This is a genomic window from uncultured Rhodospira sp. (assembly GCF_937138205.1).
In the GTDB taxonomy this organism is placed as follows: Bacteria; Pseudomonadota; Alphaproteobacteria; order Rhodospirillales; family Rhodospirillaceae; genus Rhodospira.
The window spans coordinates 1-23542 of record NZ_CAKZOT010000068.1 but is presented as its reverse complement, the minus strand read 5'-3'; the positions used below and the strand labels follow the sequence as shown (position 1 = coordinate 23542).

Below are 23542 nucleotides of genomic sequence, written 5' to 3'. Positions count from 1 at the left end.
CACGGTGACGGCCAACGGCGTCGATCTCGTCGATGAAGATCAGGCACGGCGCGTTCTTCTTGCCCTGCTCGAACATATCGCGCACGCGGGACGCACCCACACCGACGAACATCTCGACGAAGTCCGAGCCGGAAATGGTGAAGAACGGCACGTTGGCCTCGCCGGCGATGGCCCGCGCCAGCAGCGTCTTACCGGTGCCCGGCGGGCCGACCAGCAGCACGCCCTTGGGGATCTTGCCGCCCAGGCGCTGGAAGCGCTGCGGATCGCGCAGGAACTCGACGACCTCTTCCAGTTCCGACTTGGACTCGTCGATGCCGGCCACATCGTCGAACGTCACCCGGCCGGTGCGCTCGGTCAGCAGCTTGGCGCGCGACTTGCCGAAGCCCATGGCCTTGCCGCCACCGCCCTGCATCTGCCGCATGAAGAAGATCCACACGGCGATCAGCAGCAGCATGGGGAACCAGGAGATCAGGATGCTCCAGAACGTGGGCGAATCATCGTTCGCCGGCAGCGCCGAGATGTTGACGCCGTGCTCGCGCAGGGTCGGCACCACGTTCGAGTCGGGCGGCGCGTATGTCGAGAACTGCCCGCCGCCCACCAGGGTCCCGGTGATGGTTTCGCCCTTGATGGTCACATCCTGGACTTCCTCGTTCTGAACCCGGTTCATGAACTCGGAATAGGAGATCTGGCTTCCGGCGGTCTGTGGCGCCGAGCCCTGGAAGACGTTGAACAACGCCACCAGCAGGACCGAAATGATGATCCAGATCAGAAGATTGCGGCTGAAATTCAAAGCTTGAAGCCCTTCGCCTGGAGCGACCGGGACGAACCTGGGCCGTACGCGGCCACCTCGCCATCGGTCAGTGAGAGTGATCGTCGATATCACATAGGCTGCGCGAGAGACCATGCAAGTCACGCCGCGCGGCCCCCGCGCTCGCCACCGTCATCGGCACAAGCGGCGCGAACCGCGCCTGGGCGGACCACCCCGCACAATCAGACTGGTCAGTGTACCGCAGGTGGGGCACGGCACAAACGGTCCCGTCACATCTCCACAACGCGGGCAGACCGGGACGCGCCCGCGCGGGCACGTCGGGGAGGCGAAGCTCCCCCGCTTGGGCAAGAGGGCGCGCGACCGTACGCCACCCTTCATCGCCCAGCGGCGCCAGAAAAAACTGCGCCGGCGAGGCGGCGTCGTGCTCGACGGTGATACGAAAGCGACCGTCCCAGTGGATCGCGTCCCCGGCCCGCAGGTCCAAAGGCTGAGGCAAATGGCGGGCCTCGCGGCACACCAACCACAGGCCCGGCGGCTCGCCCGGACACGGAGCAATGTGGCATCGTCCCAGCGTCATGCCGGCCGGCGCCGGCTCAGGACCAAGCAGGCGGCGGCGCAGCCGTTCCAGCGGCGCATCACGCGGCGGGCGTGGCAGGCCGCCCACGCACGCCAGCAGGCGCCCCAGGGCGGCCCGCGCCTCGCTGTCCGGCGGCGCCAGCAGGGCCGCCATGTCCACCCGGGCGAAGCCCATCGCATCAAGGATCACGGCGTCGGCCAGCCGGGCATTCCGGCGGGCGTCCCGCTCGGCCCGGACCTCGGCGCACCGGCCGGCGGCGAGGGCCAGACCGGATGCGGTCACCCCGGCCTCGTCCAGCGCCGGACCCAGCCGGCGCAGCCGCACCCGCTGATAGGTCGGGTCGGCGTTGGATGGGTCCTCGATCCAGGATTGCCCGCGCGCTCGCAGCGTGGCGCGGGTCCGCGCTCCATGGACCGGCAAGAATGGCCGCAACACCCTCACGAATCCCCTGTAGGAGACCGGCGCCATGCCCGCCAGGCCATCGGGCCCGCTGCCCTGCCCCAGCCGTTGCAGGACCGTCTCCGCCTGGTCGTCCCGATGATGCGCCAGCAGCAGGTCGAGCACGCCGTGCCGGCGGCACCAGTCCTCCAGCAGGCCCAACCGGGCGGCGCGGGCCGCTGCCTGCACCCCTGTTGCGGGAGGGGGGCCGGCCCAGGTCAGGATCTCGTGCGCGAGACCGGCGGCCGCCATCCACCCGGCCACGGTGCGTGCCTCGTCCGCCGCCTCCGGCCGCAGGCCATGGTCCACCGTCAGGGCGGTCACCTGCCCGCCCCGCGCCGCCACCCATTCACCCGTCAGCAAAGCGAGGGCAAGGCTGTCCGGACCGCCCGACACCCCCACCGCCAGATGCGGCCGTGGACCGAACGGCCCCAGCGGCGCCATCAGGGCCTCGACCTCCGCCGGGCCGAGGGGCCGCGCGCTGTCCGCCTCATGCGCCATGCCCGGTGGTGCTCCCGGGATCAGCAGCCGTTGCGCGCCATCTGGTCGGCGACCTGACGCTGCAGGGTGCCGGAAACGTTGGGGTAGTCGGCCCGCAGCTTCTGGAACGCGGCGCAGGCCTCGCGGTTCTTGCCCAGCGCCGACATCGACATGCCGAGCTTGAACAGGTTGTCGGGCGTCTTGGAGCCGTCCTGGTACTCCTTGTACCCCTTGGCGAAGGCCACGGCGGCGCTTTCGTAGTCGCCCCGGGCATAGTGCGTTTCGCCCAGCCAGTACTGGGCGTTGCCGGCCAGCGTGTGATTGGGGTGGGTCTGGACGAAGGCGGAGAAGGCCCGCTCGGCGGCGGCGTAATCCCCCTCGCGCAACACCGAGAAGGCGTGCTGGTACTGCTGCTCCGGTGGGCCGGGGGGCAGGGCCGCCGCCGTCGCCCCCCCACTCGGAGGCGGGGCCGGCGACGTCAACCGGCCTTCGCCCGGCGCCGGCTGCGGCAGGTAGCCCAGAACCCCCGTGTCCGGCGCCAGGGCCGGCCCGGAAGCGGGATCCGACGGCGCGCCGGAGGTCCCCGGCGCGGCTTCCGTCCCCGCCGCGCCGCCAAGGCGCATGTCCTGTTCGCGCTCCAGAAGGTCGACCCGTTGTTCAAGCTGGCGGGTGCGGTGCTGCGCCTGTTCGAGCTGGCCGGTCAGCGAGCGCACCAGATCCTCAAGCTGCGTGATCCGCACCTGCATATCGGCGATCAGCGCGCGTTGGTCCTGCGCCTGGGCCGGCGCGCCCGGCGCCATGACGCCGACGACCATCAGCGCGGCGGCGCACACCATCACGGTTCTGCAAAGGGTCCTGGCCGTAATCCCAGGGGCGATGAAGAAAGGCATGGCGGTTGCTCCCGTCCTGACTCGGCACCCGATCCATCGTGCATCGTGCATCGTGCGACCTAACGCACGTTCATGACACGAAAAAGGCGCCCTCCCGGCGGAAGGCGCCTTTCCGAACCCTGCTTGGCCACCCGGTCGCGCGCCCCCGTTCGCGCATCACCGGCTGTACGGGTGTGATGTCCGGCCCCCGGAGGCCCCCGCGCCGGACACCGTCATCTACTGCAGTTCGGTCACACCACGGCGGTTGCGCGACCAGCAGCTTTCGTTGGACTGGGTGCAGGTCGGCCGTTCCTTGCCGTAGGAGATGGTGCGCACGCGGCCCGACGGGACGCCCAGGGACACCAGATAGTTCTTCACGGCATTGGCCCGGCGGTCGCCAAGGGCGAGGTTGTATTCGCGGGTGCCGCGCTCGTCACAGTGGCCTTCGACGACCACCGAGTACTGACCGTACTGCTGCAGCCACGCCGCCTGACGACGCAGGACCTGCTGCGACTGGCTGTCGAGGTTGTAGGAGTCGAAGGCGAAGAACACGCGGTCGCCAACCTCCTGCACGAATTCCTGCTGGCTGCCGGCGGCCGGGCCGCTGGGCGCGGTCACCGGCGCGGCGCCGCCGCCGGTCTGGCCGGAGTCGGTTTCGGGGGTCGACGAACAGGCCGCCAGCGCCGTGGCGACGGCCAGGACCAAGAGGGCTTTCAGTTTCATGGATGGCAATCTCCAGGACGATGAAGGATCGTCGTAAGGTCCACGGGGTCGCGGAGGGAACACCCGCCCATTGGACACGGGCCAACGGCCCGAGCGGACATCGGACAAAGACCTTGGCGTTGTATCCGAAACCCGTCGCGGAAGACAACAGGGAAGGCGCGGGGATTCGGGCGGTTCTTTCGCTAACCCGGCGCTGCGGCCCCGGCCTGTCTCACGTCCTCCGGCCGCACCCGCCGGGCCAACCCCAGATCGTCAAGGATGACATAGACCACCGGCACCAACACCAGCGCCAGCACCGTCGCCGAACTCAGGCCGAAGGCCAGACTGGTGGCCAGCGGAATCATGACCTGCGCCTGCAGGCTGGTCTCCGCCAACAGCGGCGTCAGGCCCATGATGGTGGTCAGCGAGGTCAGCAAAATGGGGCGGAAGCGCGCCCGTGCCGCCTGCCCGGCCGCCTCGGCGGCGCTGCCACCGCGCAACCGGTGCTGCTTGATGAACATCACCAGCAGGATGGAATCGTTGACCACCACCCCGGCCAAAGAGGCCAGGCCGATCATCGACGGCATGGACAGTTCCAGCCCTTGGGCCAGATGCCCGAGGATGGCCCCGACCAGCGCCATGGGGATGGCCACCATGACGGTGAGCGGCTCGACATAACTGCGGAACTGGAACGACAACAGCAGAAACACGCCGATCAGCCCGACCGCCATGTTGCGCTGCATGGAGCCCATGGTCTCCACCATCTCCGCCGTCTGTCCCTCCAGGTCGGGGCGCACGTCCGGGTGCCGCTCCAGCAGGCGGGGAAAGAACGCGGCGCGCGTGTGGTCGACGATCTGCTGGGAGTTGGCCACCGCGTCGTCAACATCGGCAATCACCGTGATGGTCCGCCACCCGTCGACGCGATTGACGCGGGCGAAGCCACGGGCGCGTTCAATGACCGCCACGTTGGTCAAGGGAATGGTGTCGCCGGTCTCCGTGGTGACCATGAAGCCGTCCAGGTCGGCCAGGGAATCCCGATCCTCGGCACGGACGCGCACATCGATCTCGTAGGCCTCGTCGCCCACCTGGATCTCGTCGACCGTCACGCCCTGGAAGGCGGCGGCGATCTGCCGCGCCACCGTATCGGCGCGGATGCCAAGGGCGCTGGCGCCGTCGCGCAGCCGCAGCCGCGCCTCCGGCTTGCCCGGGCGCATGTCGTCCATGATGTCGTGAACGCCCTCATACCCCTCCAGCCACTGCCGCAGCTCGAGCGAGGCGGCCTTCAGGGCTTGCAGGTCGTGGCCCTTGAGGCGGATCTCGATGGCCCGGCCGGCGGGTCCGATCTGACGCTCGCCGAACTTCAGGGACAGCACGTCCGGCACCTCGCCCACCGCGTCGCGCCAGGCCTTGGCGACCGTTGTGGCTGGCAGGCCCGGCCGCTGGTCGGAGCCAACCAGGTCCACGCTCACGGTGGCCACGTGGGCGCCGCTCTCGGCGGCACTGCTATTGACGCCGAAGAGCGTGACGATGTTCTCGATCAGCGGCCCATCCGGGCCGTCGGGGCGATCGCCCTCGCGGGCACCCGCGGAAAGCCGCGCCGACAGCCGCTCGCCCACCGTGTCGATGGCCGTGACGACGCGGTCCACCACCGCCTCCGTGCGGTCCAGGGGTGTTCCCTGCGGCAGCAGGATCTCGGCCTGGATGGTGTCGCCGTCGAGGTGCGGGAAGGCCCGGAACTTCACCAGCCCGCCGGCGATCAGTGACAGGCTGGCCAGGAACATCAGCAGCAACACCCCCAACGTCAGGTAGCGCCAGGCGATGGCCCCGTCGATAAGGCGGCCCATGATCTGTTCGCGCACCCAGTCGAACCCGGCCTCGAAACGCCGCCGCCAGCCGGACAACGGCTTCTCCGCCCGTTTCTCCAGCGAATGGGCCAGGTGGTGCGGCAGGATCAGGAAAGCCTCCAGCAGGCTCACCAGAAGCACCAGCAACAGGACCATGGGCAGGGCACGCAGGATCTGCCCCATGGTCCCGCTCAGGAAGGCCAGGGCGCCGAACACGCAGATGGTGGTGACGAACGACGACACCACGCCCGGCATCACCTCGCGGGCGCCGTCGATGGCCGCCTCGTAGGGTCCCTTCCCGGCCTTCAGGTGGCGGGCGATGTTCTCGGAAATGACGATGGCGTCGTCCATCAACAGACCGACGGCGATCAGCAACGCCACCATTGTGATCATGTTCAGCGTCAGGCCCAGAACGCCCATCAGGAACAGCCCACCCATGAACGAGACCGGCAGGCCCATGGCCACCCAGAAGCTGAACCGCGGCGAAAAGAACAGGAACATGGTCAGGAACACCAGCCCCAGGCCCAGGACGCCGTTGTCGACCAGCATGGTCAGGCGGTCGTTGACGATGGACGCCGAATCGCGCGTCACCGACAGGGTGACACCGGCCGGCGCGCGGTCGCGTTCCTGCTCCAGGAACGTGGTCAGCCGGTCCATCACCCGCAGCGTGTCCTCGGCACGGGTCTTGGTGATGTCCAACAGGGCGGCGCGCTGGCCGTTGAACAACACCTTGATCTCGTCACGCTCGAACCGGTCGGTGATGGTGGCGATGTCGCCCAGGCGCAGTTCACCGCCCTGGTCGCCGGCGACGATCACAAGATCGCGGAAGGCCGCCACCGAGCGCCGCTCGTCGGCGAAGCGCACGATCACCTCGCCGTCCTCCGTCTCGACACGGCCGGAAGGGCGGTCCTGGCTCTGGCGCTCGATCAGGGTGGCGATATCGGCCAGACTGAAGCCGTGGCGCCGGAGGGTCTCGGAGGCCAGCTCAATACGGATCTGGCGGTCGGAAAAGCCCTTGATCTCCACCTGCCCGAGGCCGGCCTCGTTCATGCGGTTTTTCACCTCCTCGGCGTAGCCCTTCAGGTGGGTGGCCGCCATGTCGCCGGTGATGGCCACCGAGGCGACGAAGTCGGTGCGCCCCAGTGTGCGCACGACCGGGTCCTCGGCGTCGTCGGGAAAGCTGGTGATGGCCTCGACCTCGGTCTTGATGTCATTCTCGAAGGCCGTGATGTCCCCGCCCTCGCGCATTTCGGCGGTCAGCGTGCCACTGCCCTCGGTGGCCTCGCAGGTGGTCTCCTCAAGGTCGTTGATGCCGGAGACCGCCTCTTCCAGACGCTGGCAGATGGCGTTCTCCACCTCCTCGGCGGTCGCTCCCCGGTAGACGACCATGATCTGGACCTTGTCCAGCTCCAGCTTGGGGAAGGTTTCGCGCTGCAGACTGGGCAGGGCGGCCAACCCAAGCACCAGGATGCCCAGCATGATCAGGTTGGCGGCGGTCGGGTGGCGCGCGAAGTAGGCGATCATCGGGGCGCCTCCGGTCCGGGCGCCCGATCCTTCGCCCGGCCCTCGGCGGCGGCGATCAGGCGGGCACGCTCGGCCGGGTCCGGACGCGGCTCGATGAGCATCCCCTCCACGGCGGGGATCAGATCAGACACCACCAGCCGGTCGCCCTCGGACAGGCCACCGGCGACCACCGCCAGATCACCCTGCACGGCGTGGACCCGCACCGGGCGCTTCTCCAGCCGATCCGCATCGTCCAGCACATAGACATGCCCGTCGTGGACGGACAGCCGGGGCACAATGATCACGCCCGGGACCGGTTGCCCGCGCAACTCCACCTCGACGAACATGTTCTTGACCAGCGGGGGACGGACCCCGGGCCGGGCGGACTGATAGCTTCCCTCGACGGCGACGATGACCCCGAAGGTCCGTGTCTGGGGATCCACGGTATCCGAGACCCGCACCAAGCGGGCCGGCCATTCCACCACCTGCGCCAGTTCGCCGCCGCCGAGCAGCCGCACCACGGCCTCCGCCTCCAGGGCCGCGCCAATGCGGTTCTCGCTGGCCGCCCGCCGCATGGCGTCGCCGCTGATGTTGTGCATCAGCGGCGCCAGTTCATTGAACGTGAACTGCGCCTCCACCTCGGCCACGTCGATGCTGTCGCCCTCGGCCAGCACCTCGCCGACGGTGGCGAACTGCGACTCGACGACGTTGACCTTGGCCACGCGGATGTCGAACGGCGCCGTCAGGGTCGTGTTTTCCACATCCAACTGGGCCTGTTCCAGCCGCGCCTGCGCCAGCGCCCGCTGCACCGGGATCAGGTTCAACGTGTTGCGCAGGTTCTGCAGGTTCTGCTCGGCGTTCAGCAGCGCCGTTTCGGCCTGATCGAGGGCAGCCTGGGATGCCGCCCCACTACCGCGTAGCTCGCGCTGGCGGTTCAGGTCGCGCCGCGCCACCTCGACCGCCCGTTCCTGGATGTCGATCAGGGAGCGGGCGTTCTGCTCGTCGATTTCCAGCTCCCGCAGTTCGACCTCGCGCTCGCGCAGCGTCAGTTTGTAGGCCGACGGATCGATGCGGGCCACGACCGTTCCCTTCTCCAGGATCGCGCCGCGCTTGAGCCGGGGATGCACCTCCACCAAGCGCCCGGCCACCTGCGCCACCGCCTGCCAGACATGCTCGGGCGTGACCTGACCGAAGCCGGTGGCCCGGGGCACCAGGTCCACGGCCGGCACGGCGATGACGCGGGCGGGGCGGGCCACCTCGGCGCCCTCGGCCCGCACCGGCGGCGCCTTGCCGCCGGCCATGACCATGATCAGGGCGACCCCCAGGGCCACGGGTGGCACGACCAGGGTCTTTCGCCAGTGGCGGCTCACGAAACCGAGCATGGGGGTGGTGCTCCTGAAGAACGGGACGGGCGTTGGATCATCGCGACCCTGCAATACCGAGCTTCCGGCGACCTTGACACGGGTCAACGCATCCGGCCGCGCCGAGGGCGGACGGGGGACATTCAGCTCCCGTCCTGTGTCGAAACTTCGCCAGAGGTATTACATCGTGGGACATCATGCGAGAGCCCCTCGCGCCCTGTGTTCCCGACCCACCATGCCGGAGCGATCATGACCGCCGAATTCTGGGACCAGCGCTACGCCGACCGTGGCTACCTCTATGGAGTCGAGCCCAACGCCTTCCTGGTGCGCCAGCGCCATCGGCTCGACCGGGGCCTGTCTGTGCTCGCCGTGGCCGACGGCGAGGGCCGCAACGGCGTCTGGCTGGCTGGCCAGGGGATGCGCGTGCACGCGGTGGACTTGTCCCCGGTGGCCCTGCAGAAGGCCATGAAGCTGGCCCTGGACCGGGGCGTCACCCTGCGCACCACCTGCGCCGACCTGACGGCGTGGGACTGGCCCGAGGCCCAGTACGACGCCGTCGCCTGCCTGTTCCTGCATCTGCGCCCGGACGCGCGGCGGATCGTGCATCGGGCCATGGCGCGGGCGCTGGTGCCCGGCGGCGTGCTGATCCAGGAGGCGTTTCACCCCGACCAGATCCGCCACGGCACCGGCGGACCACCCGACGCCGAGATGCTGTACGACCCCGAGACGCTGGCCGCCGATTATGATGGCCTGTTGGAGATCGACCTGCTGGACCACGGCGAGATCGACCTGGACGAGGGGCGTCACCACCAGGGCCGGGCGCACACCACGCGGCTGGTCGGCCGGCGCCTCAGCCCGTCAGCGGATCGGCCAGCCGAAGCCGCTGGGTGACGAACCGGGCGCCCTCCATCCCCTGCACCAGCAGGGACCCGCTCGCCGCGTTGGCCTCGACCGCCAGGCGGGTGGCGGACCAGACAATGGGCGGGCGCAGCCAGGCCAGATCGCGTTCGCCGGCCTCGACCGCCGCCACCATGGCCCGCCAGCGGCCCCAGCTGTCGCGCCCCCGGGCGTGGCAGGGAATCTCGGCGCGCCAGTGGTTGGCGGCCACCGCCGGGTGCTGGCGGATGCGGGCGCCGGTGCGGTCCTTTTCGATGGTCCAGGCCTCGGCCCGGTCCACGCCGGCAACGGTCAGGATACAGGGCACGCACACCGGCGTCTCGCACAGGCGATGCAGGGCGGTCTTGGCGTCGGGCGCGGTCTCCAGAACGTGCCGCAGAAGGTGGTCCGGCGGTGGCGCGGTGCTGGCCCACACCGCCCGCCGATCCTTCACCCAGCGCAGCGGACGCAAGCCGGGGCCGCTGATCGGCGCCTGGTTGAGCGCCACGGCGAACCGGCCCGGCGCCAGCCCGGTCAGCACCCCGGCATAGCCGGGCCACGTCACCGCCAGGAACGACCCGGCCGGGCCGCGCAGTCGAGCCACCACCACGGCCGCGCCCAGGTCAGCCATGGCCCAGTCCAGCGTGCGCAGAAGCGTCACGCCGCCCCTGTCCGGCTCGGGCGCGGCGGCGGCGGTACACGCCCACTGGTGCGACAGGTTCAGCGCCAGCGCCCCCGGCACGCCCAAGTCCCGGGCCACCTGGTGCATCTCCAAGGCGTAGGGCGTCTCGTTGCGCGCCAGCCAGCGGGCGCACAGCCTATCGGCCCAGCGCAACAGCGGCGTCGGATAGGTGCGTCGCGTCACCGCCAGCAGCCGGTCCGCCCGCTCACGCGTCGCCGCCAGCAGGGCCGGAGCACCGCCGTCGCCAATGTCCAGCACGGGAATGGCCGGCAGGTCACCGTCCGAGGTCTTCGAGTCCATGGCTCCATCCAGACGACGCTGTGCAGTGGGCCTGTGGCGGGCACCATTGTCCACCGCCGGGCCGGGCACAAGCCAAGAATCCGATGGCCACCCGATGACGGAGACGTTGCGTCCCCCCATGTACCCAAGGCAAACCGGGCATGTGGGGCTTGCCCCCGCCCCGCCTACTCACCCCCGTTCGCCCATAGTGGAGCCCGCGTATGACCGCCCGCGTCCTTGTCTTCGGCGACTCCAACGCCTGGGGGTGGGTCCCCGCGACCGAGCGCCGTCCCCTGCATCGCTTTCCGGCCGGCGTTTCCTGGCCGGAGGCGCTGGCGGCGCGGCTGGGTCCGGGCGTCCAGGTGCGCGTCGATGCCGTCCCCGCCCGCACGACCGACCTCGACGACCCCGTGGCGGCGGAGATCTTCACGCCCCTGCGGCCCGAGGACTTCAACGGCCGCGCCCATCTGCCGTCGGCCCTGGTCAAGGCCATGCCGGTCGATCTGGTGATCCTGGCCCTGGGGACCAATGATCTGAAGACCCGCTTTGATCGCCCGCCGGAGGCCATCGCCGCCAGCGTGATGGCCCTGGCCGGACTGATCACCGGCGGCGCGCCCGCCAGCGTCTATCCGCCGCCGCGCGTGTGCGTGGTGGCGCCAGCGCCGCTGGGGCCGTTGGCGCCGTGGACGGAGGACAGCTTCGGCGGCCGCCACGCGGCCTCCCGCCAGCTCGGCCCCGTGCTCGCCCGCGCCGCCCAGTCCGCCGGCCTGCCGGCCGTGCAGGTCGGGGACGCGCTGGGCGGCCCGGCACATGGCGCGGACGGCGTGCATTTCACCGACTCCGATCACGCTGCCCTGGCGACAGCCATCGCGGCCCAGGTCGGCCCCAACGTGGTGGCTCGGACAGAACCGGCTTGAAGTGCTGGCGGTTCCGCCCACAATATACTCCAATGCGGATTGTTGTAGCCAAGCGCTCGCCCAAGATGCTACGCGTTATAACATATTACGCAGCCTCGGAGACACTTTGGATGACCGCCGCGCCGGCCACCCCCCAGAATCGACCGTCCCTGGACGAGCACGTGGACATGCATCGCCTCATGGTGGTGACGCGGACGCTGGAGGAGCAACTCGGCGTCCTGCACAAGGCCGGGCGGACGCGGGGTCCCATCCACCGCTGCGACGGCCAGGAAGCCGTCGGGGTCGGCGCGACGGCGGCGCTCGACCCCCAGGACTATGTGACTACAACACACCGGGGTCATGCCATCTACATCGGCAAGGGCCTGGACCCGCGCCGCGTGGTGGCGGAGATCCTGGGGCGTGAGACCGGCTACAACGGCGGCCGGGCCGGCCACATGCTGGTCGGCTCGGCGGCGCACGGCATGATGGGCGGCAACGCCATCGTCGGTGCCTCGATTCCCGCCGCCACCGGCATGGCCCTGTCGATCCAGATGCTGCGGCAGGACCGGGTGGCGCTGGCCGTGTTCGGGGACGGCGCGGCCCAGACCGGCATCTGCCACGAATCCATGAACATCGCCGCGCTGTGGCGGCTGCCCGTGGTCTTCCTTCTGGAACATAACGAATACGGCCTGACGGCACACCACTCGGCGCAGTCCTCGGTGCCGGACCTGCACGTCCGCGCCGCCGCGTATGGAATGCCGGGCGAGCAGATCGACGGCAACGACGTGGTGGCGGTGTTCCAGGCGGTCGCGCGGGCCGCCGGACGCGCCCGCCGGGGCGAGGGCCCGACCCTGATCGAGGCCCGCACTTACCGCATGGAGGGATTCTCGACCTCCGACAAGGGCGGCTATCAGGCGTCGGAGGAGCGGAAGCGGTGGGCGGCCCGCGATCCCATCGTGCGGTCGCGCACGACCCTGGTCGACGCGTTGGGCACAGCGCGAGTGGAGGACGTCGAGCAAAGCGCCGCCGAGGCGGTCATCGCGGCCGTGGCGGCGGCCGAGGCCGACCCCTATCCCCGCTTCGTCCCACACGCCGCCAGCGCGACCCATGCCGGGCCGGCGGATCGCGTGACGGAGGATGCGTGAATGGCGATGATGCGCTACGCTGAGGCCCTGAACGCCGCCCTGCACGAGGCCATGACGGACGACCCCACCGTGTTCGTGTTCGGCGAGGATGTCGCGACCTACGGTGGCGTGTTCCAGGTCACCCGGGGCCTGTGGGAGGCATTCGGCGACCGGGTGCGCGACACCCCGATCTCCGAGCAGTCCCTGACCGCCATGGCGGTGTCGGCGGCCATGACCGGCACCCGGCCGATCCTGGAGATCATGTACGCCGATTTCATGCCGCTGACCCTGGATGCGCTGGTCAACCAAGCCTCGGTCTATGGCTACCTGTGGGGCGATCAAGTCACAATGCCGTTCGTCGTGCGCACGCAGGGCGGCGCCGGCCTCGGCACCGGCGCCCAGCACGCCAAGTCACTGGATGCCTTCATCGCCCACATCCCCGGCCTGAAGGTCGTGGCCCCGGTCACGCCGGCCGACGCCAAGGGCCTGATGCTGGCGGCGATCCGAGACCCCGGCCCGGTGGTCGTGCTGGAACACAAGCGGCTCTACAACACGCGCGGCGAGGTCGCCGACGAGCAGGGGCCGACCGAGATCGGGCGCGCCCGGCTCGCGCGGTCCGGCACCGACATCTCGCTGATCGCCACCTCGCGCATGGTGCTGGAGGCCGAGGCCGCCGCCGAGCAGCTGGCCGGCTCCGGCATTTCCGCCGAGGTGATTGATCTGCGCACGCTGCGCCCGCTCGACCTTGGGGCCATCACCCAGTCGCTCGCCAAGACCCACCACGCGGTGGTGATCAACGAGGACTGGGGCTTCTGCGGCTACGCCGCCGAACTGTCGGCCACCATCATGGACCACGCCTTCGACGACCTGGACGCCCCGGTGGAACGAGTCGCCACCCGCGACATGCCGATCCCCTTTTCCGAACCGTTGGAGAGCGCCGTCATTCCCACCGTCGACCGGATCGTCGAGGCCGCGCTGAAGGCGCTGGCCTGAGCCATGGAACCGACCGCCATGACCGCACCAGACAGCCCCAATGCCGCCTCCCCGGGAACGCCCATCCTCGTCGGCGCCGCCAGCGGCGAATACATGGACCGCGTCGTGGTGATCGAATGGCGCGTGGCGCCGGGCGATGCCGTTGAACACGGCCAGGTGGTGGCCGTGGTGGAAACCGCCAAGGCGGCCACGGAGGTCGAGGCTCCTTGCGACGGTGTGATGGGAGAGATCCTTGCTTTGGTCGGTGACGAGGTGGCCGTCACCCAGCCTCTGGGCCTGATCGCCGGCGGCGCGGACGCCCCGGCGCCCACACCGGAGCCGAACACTCCGGCGGACCCCGCGCCGCGCGAGGCCGATGATGACGCCCGCCCCGGACACGATCCCGTCGTGCGCGCGAACGACGAAGACCGCATCATCGCCAGCCCGGCGGCGCGCCGCCGGGCAGCAGCGATGGGCTTGGGCCTTGAGGGCATCGTCGGCACGGGACCCGGCGGGCGGATCAAGCTGCGGGATGTCAGCGCCGCGGTGCGCGCCATGGCCGCATCGCCGCTGGACGCGGACGCACAGGCACCAAGCTGTTTCCCGGACACCCCGTTCCCCTTGCGGGTGACGCGGACAGGGATCGAGACCGGCACACCGGTCCTGATGCTGCACGGATTCGCCGGGGACTCGTCGGTCTGGCATCCGATCGAACGGGACCTGGCCGCGCACCACCCGGTCATCCGGCTGGACCTGCCCTGCCACGGACGCTCGCCCCACGACCGCTACGCCAGTTTCCACGATTTCGTTCGCCCGGTCCTGGAGGCCTTCGACTCCCTGAACGAAGGTCCGGTGCATGTGATCGGGCATTCCCTGGGCGGGGCGGTGGCATTGGCCTTGGCCGACCAGCGCCCGGGCATGGTCCGCTCCCTGGGACTGCTGGCGCCGGCCGGCCTGGGCGTCGAGGTCGACAGCCACATCCTGGACGGCCTGTGCCGGGCCGCCAGCCCGGACAGCCTGGCGCCGTGGTTGCTGCGGCTGGTGGTCGATCCGAGCCATATCACCGACGGCTACGTCCGCGCCGCCATGGCCACGCGCGCCGCGCCTCACATTCGGGCCTGCCAGGCGGCGCTGGCGGCGCGGCTGTTCCCAAACGGCACACAGGCGTTCAACGTGACGCCCCTGCTCCGCAGAGTTGTCGTACCCACCCGCCTGATCTGGGGCCGCGCCGACGAGGTTCTGCCCTGGCAGCAGGCGCTGGGCGCGCCGGGCCATGTGGCGCTGCACCTGCTGCCGGCGGTTGGTCACTTGCCACACCTTGAAGCGTCGGCTATCGTCACGAGCGTGCTTCGGGACTTAATCGCAACCGCAGAAGCCTGTCCCGGGCCGCCGGACACGGATGTCCTCACGCACGAGGTGCACGTTGCCTGACGCATCAAGCAAAAGGGTTCTCATCACCGGGGCGCGCACCGGCCTGGGATTCGCCATCGCGCGGCGTTTCGTGGCGGACGGCGCCCGGGTGTGCCTGTTCGGCCGCAGCGACCTGACGGAGGCCAAAACGGCCCTCGGCGGGGACCCGGAGTCGATTCTGGCGGTGACGGGGGACGTCCGCGAGGCGGCCGACCTGGACCGCGCGGTCCAGGCGATGGTGCGGGCATTTGGCGGCGTGGACGGCGTCGTGACCTCGGCCGGCACGACGCGGATCGCGCCGATCACGACGCTGACCCCCGAGCAGTTCCGCGAAGTGAACGACATCAACGTGACCGGCACCTGGCTGACGGTGCGCGCGGCGGTGCCGGCCATGCCCGAGACTGGCGGCTGGGCCGTGCTGCTGGGATCGGTTTACGGCGAGGGTGGCGCGCCGGACCGCTCGGCCTACTGTGCCTCGAAAGGCGCGGTGCACAATCTGGCGCGCGCCCTGGCCATGGAACTCGGGCCGCGCGGCATCCGCGTGAACGTGGTAGCGCCGACCGGCGTGCTCACGCCCCTGTTGCAGAGCGTGATCGACAGGGGCCTGTACGACCGCGAGGGGGTCGAGGCCCGCGCCGCCCTGGGCCGGCTGGCCACGCCCGAGGAGGTGGCGGCCGCCTGTGCCTTCCTCGCCAGCCCCGAGGCCGCCATGACCACCGGCACCATTCTGCCCGTCGACGGAGGGTGGATCGCCAATGGCTACATTCGGTCCCGAAAGCGGTAACACCCCATGGCCGACCGCCTGATCTTCCGCTGCGAGGGGGGCGATCATCCGATCGCCCTGGCGCCCGAGTCCGCGCCGCGCACCCTGGCGGCGCTGAAGGCTTGGCTGCCGGCCGAGGTGACGATCCACTGCGCCAAGATCGCCGGCTGCCACATCTACTGGCCGACGCCGATCCTGGAGACCCTGGAGCGCGGCACCGACGTTCACGCGCTGCCGCCCGGAGCGTTCCTGTACTATCCCGACCGGCAATACATGGAACTGACCTACGACGCCCTGCAGGCCGAGACGGCGGCGGTGACCCTGCTGGGCCACCTGACCGAGCCTCTGGACTGGCTGCGGGCGTTCGCCGACACCCAGCGCCGCGAACACGGACAGACCATGTTCACGGCGCGCCTGTTCTTCCCCGGGCAGGACAGCGGCGCCGCGCCGCCGTTGCCAGTGGTGGAGGAGAGCGACAGCGCGTTCGCGCACCTGCGCGCGGGCCGGCACCGCGCCTGGGCGGAGGAGCCCGCCGAGCTGCGAGCCCTGTTGGCCCGCGACGGCCTCAACATCCCGTTCGGTCCGCTGGCCACCGCCGAGGGGGAGTTTCGGCGCACGCAGGAACTCCTGTGGCGCCTGTGGCGTAATACCGCCGGCCACGATGACCCGACGCGCGCCACGGTTGCCCGGGAGGTGTTGGACCTGACCCTGGACCGCGTGGTCGGATACTGCCACCTGACGGAGGCCGGCGCGGTCCTGCGGGCCGGGCGCGAATCCCTCGACGAGCCGGATGCACCCCTTGATGATGCCCTCCGCGATATCATCACCTATTGCGGGCGCATGTCCGCCTGGCTGGACCTGCACATTCCTTGGTGGCACACAAACGAGATCGTCCGCCGGAACCATCAATCCCCGTTAGGTGTTCCTTTGTCGGGGCACCGCGACCCCTGAGGGCTTGACGGCACTCCCTCGAACCCGCCACAGTCGCACGAAAGGGCAGATGAAAGTCGGGCGGGATTGTCGGTTGATGCCGCGTCGTTCCGATGTTGGACGCGGGATCGTGTTGGTCCCGATCATGAATGATGTTCATGAGCCGACCAGTGCGCGGGGCCGTCATCGGGTCGTTCCGCTTGCGAAGTATTGTATGGAAGCTGGCGCGCGCCGGCGTACCGGGCGGAGGATCCCCCGTTGAGCGATATGGACCTGCACCTTGATCCCATGGACCGGCCGGGCACGCTCGCCGAACGGGCGCGCGAGCAGTTGCGCATCGCCATCATGGCGGGGCGCTTCGAGCCCGGGGCGAAGCTGACCATCCGGTCGGTGGCGCGCTCGCTGGACATCAGCCTGACGCCGGCGCGCGAGGCCCTGTACAGCCTCGTTTCCGAAGGCGCCCTGGAAATGGGCCCCAGCGGCACGGTCTCGGTACCGGTGCTGGACGAGGAACGGGTGCGGGAGTTGATGGTCATTCGCCTGGCGCTGGAGGGCGCGGCGGCGCGCGAAGGCGCGCAGCACCTGACGGACGAGACAATCGACCGCATTCGCGAGATCAACGAACGTTTGGTCAAGGCCTACTCGGACAACTCATTTCGGGATGTGATCGAACTGAATTGGCATTTCCATTTCGAGATTTATCGACAGGCCCGAATGCCGACCCTGACCCGCCTGATCGAAAACTCTTGGCTCAAGACCGGGTCGTACCTGCATTTACTCTACCCCGAACACGGGCAAGCCAATCTTGGCATCCGGAACCACGTCGAAATCATCGACGCCCTGGAAGCGCGCGATATGGAACGATTCGCCAGGGCGGTCGAGGCCGACATCAACATTTCCGGCACCGCGTTGCTGAACACCATTCGCGGCCATGAACAGTTCCTTCGTGGGACGTCGGAGTAAGGGAGCGGCTGGACCAAACCACGCTCAAGACAAGGCCCTGAACCCATCCCATTGGCCGGCGCCTCCACGACCAAGCCGACATCACGCCAACACCGCGTCTCGATCGACTCTTCCGTATCCGTCACACTCTGGGAGCAGGCACCATGACGAACTGGACCAGACCGGGCACGATGGCCGCCGCGGTCATGATCGGCCTTGCAGGCACTGTTTTGCCCGGCGCCAAGGCCCATGCCGCCGACTACGAGTTCCGGATGGCGATCATCGCCAGCGAGAACAGCATCTACTACAGCGACATCGCCAAGCCTTTCGTCGATCTGGTCGCGGACATGACCGATGGCCGCGTGGAGATCGACATCCTGCCGGCCGGCACCGTCGGCAGCGTTCTGAAGCTGCACGACGCCGTGAGCGACGGCCTGATCGACATGGCGCAGACATCGCCGATCTTGCTCGGCACGTCCGACCTGGTGAACGCCATGGTGGCCTCGTTCCCGACCGGGCTCGGCGTCGACAGCTATCTGCCGTGGCTGTACCACGCGGGCGGCCTGGAGCTGTGGCAGGAACACCGCCGCGAGAAGATGGGGATGCACGCCCTGGTCACCGGGCTTGGTCCCTCGGAGTTTTTCGCCCACGCCAACGAACCGATCCGCACCGCCGCCGACCTGAAAGGCAAGAAGTTCCGCACACTGGGCAACTGGGCGGCCATCATCGAGGAACCCTACGACGTGTCGCCGACCGTCGTCGCCGGCTCCGAGATCTACGGGATGCTGGAGAAGGGCGGGATCGACATGGCCGAGTACTCCATCCCGTCGGAAAACGCCAAGATTGGCTTTCATGAGGTCGCCAAGTACATCATCTACCCCGGTATTCAGGCGCCGTCCTGGGCGTTCGAGACGGTCATGCTTGCGGAGACCTGGGACAGCCTGCCGGAGGACATCCAGCTCAAGATGGAACTGGCGGCCGAACTGACCACCTACCGTAGCCTGCAAAACATGATCGTCCGTGACCTTGACGCCATGGAAGAGCTGCAGGCCGGCGGCAACGAGTTCGTACGCCTGGACGACGCGTTCATACAGGACGCGCAAGAGACGTCGCGCGCCTGGGCCATGCGCAAGGCAGAGGAAGCCGAGGCCAACGGCGACGACCTGCCGATGCGCCTGGCCAAGTCGGTGTTCGACTTCCAGGATTACTGGCGCGCCAACAGCACGTATCTGGTCATGGATCACCGGCCCTGATCCCGGAACGACGGACGGTCCGCCCAACGCCCTGTTTTTCGGTCGGCTCTCCAGCCTATCGGACGGGGCCTCCCTGTCTCCTCCCCCACGTAACTATCATGCTCACACTTCTATACCCGCCAAGCCGTGAATTGCAGCTGCTACGGCAAAATGCTCCGTCATTGCGAACCCTCGTCGCAAGACGAGGGTGAAGCAATCCAGAGCGGACGTCACCAATATCCGCCCTGGATTGCTTCGTCGCTTCGCTCCTCGCAATGACAGGCTGAAGAATAGTTGTGTGAATCGTTTAGCCCCATTCTTGGGGGAGGTCGGGAGGGGTGCAGGTGGTGAGCGCTGCCTTCGCGGATGTGTGACTCGGATCGCCAGGCAGGCCAGGAGGACGACGTGACCCACACCCTGCACACCCTGTTGCGTTGGGTTGATCGGCTGTCCGATGCAACCGCCGCGCTGGCCGTCGGCCTCATGGGCGTGATGATCCTGGCCACGGTGTACGAAATCATCGCGCGGCACGTCTTCAACGCGCCGACCATCTGGTCCAACGATGTCAGCACCATGCTGAACGGCAGCCTGTTCCTGCTCGCCGCGGCGCACACGTTGCGGCGGGACGGGCATGTGCGCATCGACATCTTTTGGCAAGCCTTGCCGCCGGCCTTGCGGCACGCGGTCCAGGCCGTTTTTTTTCTGGCGGTCTTTGCGCCGGTCCTCGGCTTCGGCACCTACTACGCCGTGACCAAGGCCTGGCGGGCGTGGGAGCGCGGTACGTTGGAGACGGCCAGCGCCTGGGAGCCGCTGATCTGGCCGTTCCTGACCGGTCTGGCGCTGGGCCTCGTTGGCCTGCTGCTCCAGACGCTGGCCGAGGGTGTGCGAAGCGTCCTGCGTCTGGCAGGCCGCGATCGCGACCCGGCCCAATCCCCGCCCCATTTACAACCGCAGTCCTAAGCCCCGCAGCCGGAGCCTGCCGCCGTGGAGACCGAGATCCTCTCCGTCCTGATGTTCCCGGCGGCCATCGCCCTGCTGCTGCTGGGAATGCCGGTGTCCTTCTCCCTCATCGTCGTGGGGTTCCTGTTCGGCTGGGTGCTGTATGACCACCGGGTCGGCATCCAGCTGTTCAACATCATCCAGACGACGGCGTCGCAGTTCCTGCTGACCGCCGTGCCGCCGTTCATCCTCATGGGCTGCCTGCTGGAGCGCTCCGGCATCGCCGAGCACCTGTTCCGGGTGGTGCAGATCTGGGTCGGCCGCTGGCCCAACGGCCTGGCGCTGACCGCCATGGCCATGGCCACCCTGGTCGCCGCGACCACCGGCATCGTCGGCGCCGTCGAGGTGATGATCGGCATGATGGCCATCCCGGCCATGCAGCGCCTGGGTTATCGCAACGATCTGATCGCCGGCACGGTATGCGCCGGCGGCTCGCTGGGCACCATGATCCCACCGTCGCTGGTGCTGATCGTCTACGCCTCGGTCGCCAACCAGTCGGTCGGCAAGCTGTTCGCCGCCGCCATCCTGCCCGCGATCCTGATGGTCGGGCTGTTCATGCTCTACATCGCCGTGCGCGGCGTGATCCGCCCGCCCGCCGTGCCCTACACCGACACCGAGGGCGAGGGCATGACGCTGGCCGGCAAACTGGGCCTGACCGTGGTCGGCCTGCTGCCCCCCAGTGCCCTGATCGTCGCCGTGCTGGGCACCATCCTGGCGGGCATCGCCACCCCCACGGAGGCCGCCTCGGTGGGCGCCCTGGGCGCGCTGCTGCTGGCCGCCCTCTACCGCCGGCTGACCGTTTCCATGGTATGGGATGCCTTCCACACCACGGTGCGGCTGACCAGCATGATCCTGATGATCGTCGTGGCCGGGTCGATGTTCAGTTCGATCTTTCGCGGCCTGGGCGGCAACGACGTGGTGCGGGCGCTGGTCGAGGCGATCTCGCTGGACAGCCTGGGCGTCGTGCTCCTGTTGCTGGCGATCCTCTTCGTCGCCGGGTTCATCCTCGAATGGGTGTCGGTGCTGCTGATCTGCCTGCCGATCTTCGTGCCGCTGCTGGACAGCTATGGCGTCGATCCCGTCTGGTTCGCCATGCTGTCGTTCGTGATGCTGCAGACCTCGTACCTGACGCCCCCCATGGCGCCGTCGATCTTCTATTTGAAGGGCATCGCCCCACCGGACATGACCACCCGACAGATGTACATCGGTGTGCTGCCCTTCATTCTGTGCCAGATTGTGGTGCTGGCGCTGTTGATCGCCTTCCCGCCGCTGGCCACATGGTTGCCCACGGTGCTCGTCACCGGATTCTGAGGAGCATTGGAGCGGTCATGACCGACCTGCCGAACATCGAACGCCGTCGCATCCAGGGCGAGGTGATCAAGCCGATCTACGAGGACCTGGTGGCCGAGCTCGGCGTTGACCGCGCCCGCGCGCTGCTGTCCCGCGCCATCACCCGCAGCGCCGAGGCCGAGGCCAGGCGCGCCGCCGATGCCGAACCGGACGGCGAGCCCTCGATGGAGCGGTTCACCGCCCTGTTCCGCCGCACCTACCTCGACCGGGGCATCGAGGGCGGCGTCGAGGCCACCGTCCTGAGCGAGGGGCCGGACCACCTCGATTTCGATGTCACCCGCTGCCGGTTCGTCGAGATGTACCGCGACATGGGCCTGGGCGAGATCGCCGACGTCCTGTCGTGCAATCGCGACGGCGCCTTTGCCCAGGCCTACGATCCCGACATCACGCTTGACCGCGCCCAGACCATCGCCCAGGGCGCGCCCTGCTGCACCTTCCGCTATCGCCGGCAGGCGTGACCACCGGAGCGCTTGCACCCATCCCGCCAACGGACTAGGTCTGGGGCGACGATTTTCGAACCCCCAGGACCCTGATGACCCCGCCTCCCCGGACCGGCCAGAACCACGCGGCCGAAGCCGCCACCGAGACCGTCAAGCGCGCCACCTCGTCGTGCCTGCGGGCGTTGTCGGCGACCAAGGACGTCACCGTCACCTTCGCCCCGGGCACGGCCCAGGCGGGCCAAGGTCAGGCGCGCCTGCCGCAACCGCCGCGTCGCCTGGACGTGGAGCAGGTCACCCGCCTGCGTGCCACCGCCGACGGCCTGGCCATGCGGCTGCGTCATCACGACACCCGCGTGCACGGCACGCTGATGCCGACGGCGCCCGAGGCGGCCGAGGTCTACAACACCCTGGAACAGGCGCGGGTCGAGGCGCTGGGCGCCCGCGCCCTGCCCGGGGTCGCGCACAATGTCGCCCGCGCGCTGGAGGACCGCCTCGTCGCCGACGGCTACGACCGCGTCAGCCACCCCGACCAATTGCCGCCGGGCGAGGCCGCCCGCCTGCTCGCCTTCGACCGCTTCGGCGACATTCCCCTGGGCGCGACCGGCGCCCGCCTTCTGGACATGGCCCGCCGCCGCCTCGACGCCGCCCCCGAACGCCTGGACGCCATGGAACTGGCCCTGGGCGAGCAGGCCACGTTCGCCCGCGCCGTGCGCCGCTGGATCGACGACCTGGGCCTGGAGCCGTTTGTCGACAGCGAGCCGGATCCGTCCGACCAGGCGGCCGACGAGGACAGCGACGACGACACCGACAGCGACGCCGAGGAGGGCCAGGGCCAGCCCCCCGACAGCGTGTCCGCCGCCGGCCCCGACAGCCCGCCCAGCATGGACGCCGGCGAGTCCGAGGGCGAGACCGGCGACGAGGAGATGGACTCCACCGCCGAGGCCATGCGGCTCGGCCAGGGCACCGAGGAGCCGGGCGGCACCCCCCAGTCGCGCCGCCACAACGCCGACCCGGCCGATCCGGGTCAGGCGCTGTACCGCCCCTATACCTCCGTCCACGATCAGATCATCGAGGCGCCCGATCTGGCCGATCCCGAGGAGCTGAACCGCCTGCGCGCCCAGCTCGACGGCCAGTTGACGAACCTGCAGGGCATGGTGGCCCGTCTCGCCAACCGCCTTCAGCGGCGCCTGATGGCACAGCAGCAGCGCGCCTGGGAGTTCGACCTGGACGAGGGCATTCTGGACGCCGCCCGGCTGGCGCGCATCGTCGCCAATCCGATGAACTCGCTGTCCTACAAGCAGGAGAAGGAGACCAAGTTCCGCGACACCGTGGTCTCTCTGCTGATCGACAACTCGGGCTCCATGCGCGGCCGACCCATTTCCGTCGCCGCCCTGTCGGCGGACGTGCTGGCCCGCACGCTGGAACGGTGCGGCGTCAAGGTCGAGATCCTGGGCTTTACGACAAGCGCCTGGAAGGGCGGCAAGTCGCGCGAACGCTGGGTCGCCGACGGCAAGCCGACGGCCCCCGGCCGCCTCAACGACCTGCGCCACATCGTCTACAAGGCCGCCGACGCGCCGTGGCGCCGGGCGCGGCTGAACCTGGGCCTGATGCTGCGCGAGGGCATCCTGAAGGAGAACATCGACGGCGAGGCCCTGTTGTGGGCGCACCAGCGCCTGCTCGGCCGGCCGGAGGCGCGGCGCATTCTCATGGTCATCTCCGACGGCGCGCCGGTCGACGATTCGACCCTGTCGGTCAACAGCGGCAACTACCTGGAACAGCACCTGCGCGACGTCATCGGCATGATCGAGAACCGCTCGTCGGTGGAACTGGTGGCCATCGGCATCGGCCACGACGTCACGCGCTACTACCGGCGCGCGGTGACCATCATGGACGCCGAGGACCTGGGCGGCGTCATGATGTCGCAGCTGCTCGACCTTTTCGAGGACGAGGCCCAGTTGAAGGGCACCATGGCCCCGCCCCCCGCGCGCCCGACCTTCTCCCCGTCGCAGGCGACCTCGGGCGTGATCTGACCGCCCTGCCCGTCGCCGCCCTGTTCGCAGCCGTCGTAGGGTGCGTCTGGAGGCGGCGACGCCGCCGACGACGC

20 protein-coding genes are annotated in these 23542 nt (G+C 69.3%); 13 read left to right on the top strand and 7 right to left on the bottom strand.

What is annotated here, in order from left to right:
* The 6 genes from Q0309_RS09365 to Q0309_RS09340 form a co-directional block, all read right to left on the bottom strand.
* Positions 1-790, bottom strand: a 790-nt coding sequence (locus tag Q0309_RS09365; RefSeq protein ID WP_299439877.1) for an ATP-dependent metallopeptidase FtsH/Yme1/Tma family protein, incomplete at its 3' end; no start/stop codon positions are given.
* Between the two features lie 67 nt (positions 791-857).
* On the bottom strand, positions 858-2285 hold the full coding sequence (tilS, locus tag Q0309_RS09360) for a tRNA lysidine(34) synthetase TilS (protein WP_299439875.1): 1428 nt from the start codon (positions 2283-2285) through the stop codon (positions 858-860).
* Between the two features lie 20 nt (positions 2286-2305).
* On the bottom strand, positions 2306-3100 hold the full coding sequence (gene ybgF, locus Q0309_RS09355) for a tol-pal system protein YbgF (protein ID WP_299439881.1): 795 nt from the start codon (positions 3098-3100) through the stop codon (positions 2306-2308).
* A gap of 270 nt (positions 3101-3370) precedes the next feature.
* Complete coding sequence (gene pal, locus Q0309_RS09350) at positions 3371-3856, bottom strand: peptidoglycan-associated lipoprotein Pal (RefSeq protein WP_299439873.1); 486 nt, start codon at positions 3854-3856, stop codon at positions 3371-3373.
* Positions 3857-4038: 182 nt separating this feature from the next.
* On the bottom strand, positions 4039-7203 hold the full coding sequence (locus Q0309_RS09345; RefSeq protein WP_299439871.1) for an efflux RND transporter permease subunit: 3165 nt from the start codon (positions 7201-7203) through the stop codon (positions 4039-4041).
* Entirely contained in the window at positions 7200-8564 is a 1365-nt protein-coding gene (locus tag Q0309_RS09340) for an efflux RND transporter periplasmic adaptor subunit (protein ID WP_299439869.1), read from the bottom strand. The genes Q0309_RS09345 and Q0309_RS09340 overlap by 4 nt, the downstream gene beginning before the upstream one ends.
* Before the next feature lie 228 nt (positions 8565-8792).
* Here Q0309_RS09340 and Q0309_RS09335 point away from each other — a divergent pair, with 228 nt between their 5' ends.
* Positions 8793-9434: a class I SAM-dependent methyltransferase gene (locus tag Q0309_RS09335; protein ID WP_299439867.1), complete on the top strand. Its 642-nt coding sequence runs from the start codon at positions 8793-8795 to the stop codon at positions 9432-9434.
* Here the strand turns inward: Q0309_RS09335 and Q0309_RS09330 are convergent.
* On the bottom strand, positions 9394-10401 hold the full coding sequence (locus Q0309_RS09330; RefSeq protein ID WP_299439865.1) for a hypothetical protein: 1008 nt from the start codon (positions 10399-10401) through the stop codon (positions 9394-9396). The genes Q0309_RS09335 and Q0309_RS09330 overlap by 41 nt on opposite strands.
* Positions 10402-10601: 200 nt before the next feature.
* Between Q0309_RS09330 and Q0309_RS09325 the strand changes: the two genes are divergently transcribed.
* The 12 genes from Q0309_RS09325 (at position 10602) to Q0309_RS09270 (ending at position 23468) form a co-directional block, all read left to right on the top strand.
* Positions 10602-11297, top strand: coding sequence for a GDSL-type esterase/lipase family protein (locus Q0309_RS09325; RefSeq protein WP_299439863.1), 696 nt, complete (start codon positions 10602-10604; stop codon positions 11295-11297).
* 110 nt (positions 11298-11407) lie between these two features.
* Positions 11408-12421: a thiamine pyrophosphate-dependent dehydrogenase E1 component subunit alpha gene (locus tag Q0309_RS09320; protein ID WP_299439861.1), complete on the top strand. Its 1014-nt coding sequence runs from the start codon at positions 11408-11410 to the stop codon at positions 12419-12421.
* A complete protein-coding gene (locus Q0309_RS09315; RefSeq protein WP_299439859.1) occupies positions 12422-13393 on the top strand; it encodes an alpha-ketoacid dehydrogenase subunit beta in 972 nt (323 codons plus the stop codon).
* A gap of 18 nt (positions 13394-13411) precedes the next feature.
* Positions 13412-14803 carry an acetoin dehydrogenase dihydrolipoyllysine-residue acetyltransferase subunit gene (locus tag Q0309_RS09310; protein WP_299439857.1) on the top strand — a complete coding sequence of 464 codons (1392 nt, stop codon included), beginning with the start codon at positions 13412-13414 and terminating at the stop codon, positions 14801-14803.
* Positions 14796-15566 (top strand): SDR family NAD(P)-dependent oxidoreductase, encoded by a 771-nt coding sequence (locus tag Q0309_RS09305; RefSeq protein WP_299439855.1) that lies wholly within the window; start codon positions 14796-14798, stop codon positions 15564-15566. Before Q0309_RS09310 ends, Q0309_RS09305 begins: the two co-directional genes overlap by 8 nt.
* Positions 15567-15572: 6 nt before the next feature.
* On the top strand, positions 15573-16496 hold the full coding sequence (locus tag Q0309_RS09300) for a hypothetical protein (protein WP_299439853.1): 924 nt from the start codon (positions 15573-15575) through the stop codon (positions 16494-16496).
* Positions 16497-16742: 246 nt separating this feature from the next.
* Complete coding sequence (locus tag Q0309_RS09295) at positions 16743-17438, top strand: GntR family transcriptional regulator (RefSeq protein ID WP_299439879.1); 696 nt, start codon at positions 16743-16745, stop codon at positions 17436-17438.
* Positions 17439-17581: 143 nt separating this feature from the next.
* A complete protein-coding gene (dctP, locus tag Q0309_RS09290) occupies positions 17582-18670 on the top strand; it encodes a TRAP transporter substrate-binding protein DctP (protein ID WP_299439851.1) in 1089 nt (362 codons plus the stop codon).
* Positions 18671-19054: 384 nt separating this feature from the next.
* On the top strand, positions 19055-19609 hold the full coding sequence (locus Q0309_RS09285; protein ID WP_299439849.1) for a TRAP transporter small permease subunit: 555 nt from the start codon (positions 19055-19057) through the stop codon (positions 19607-19609).
* Between the two features lie 24 nt (positions 19610-19633).
* A complete protein-coding gene (locus Q0309_RS09280) occupies positions 19634-20959 on the top strand; it encodes a TRAP transporter large permease subunit (RefSeq protein WP_299439847.1) in 1326 nt (441 codons plus the stop codon).
* 17 nt (positions 20960-20976) lie between these two features.
* Positions 20977-21456: an L-2-amino-thiazoline-4-carboxylic acid hydrolase gene (locus Q0309_RS09275; RefSeq protein ID WP_299439845.1), complete on the top strand. Its 480-nt coding sequence runs from the start codon at positions 20977-20979 to the stop codon at positions 21454-21456.
* 74 nt (positions 21457-21530) lie between these two features.
* Positions 21531-23468 carry a cobaltochelatase subunit CobT gene (locus Q0309_RS09270; RefSeq protein ID WP_299439843.1) on the top strand — a complete coding sequence of 646 codons (1938 nt, stop codon included), beginning with the start codon at positions 21531-21533 and terminating at the stop codon, positions 23466-23468.
* Positions 23469-23542 lie beyond the last annotated feature (74 nt).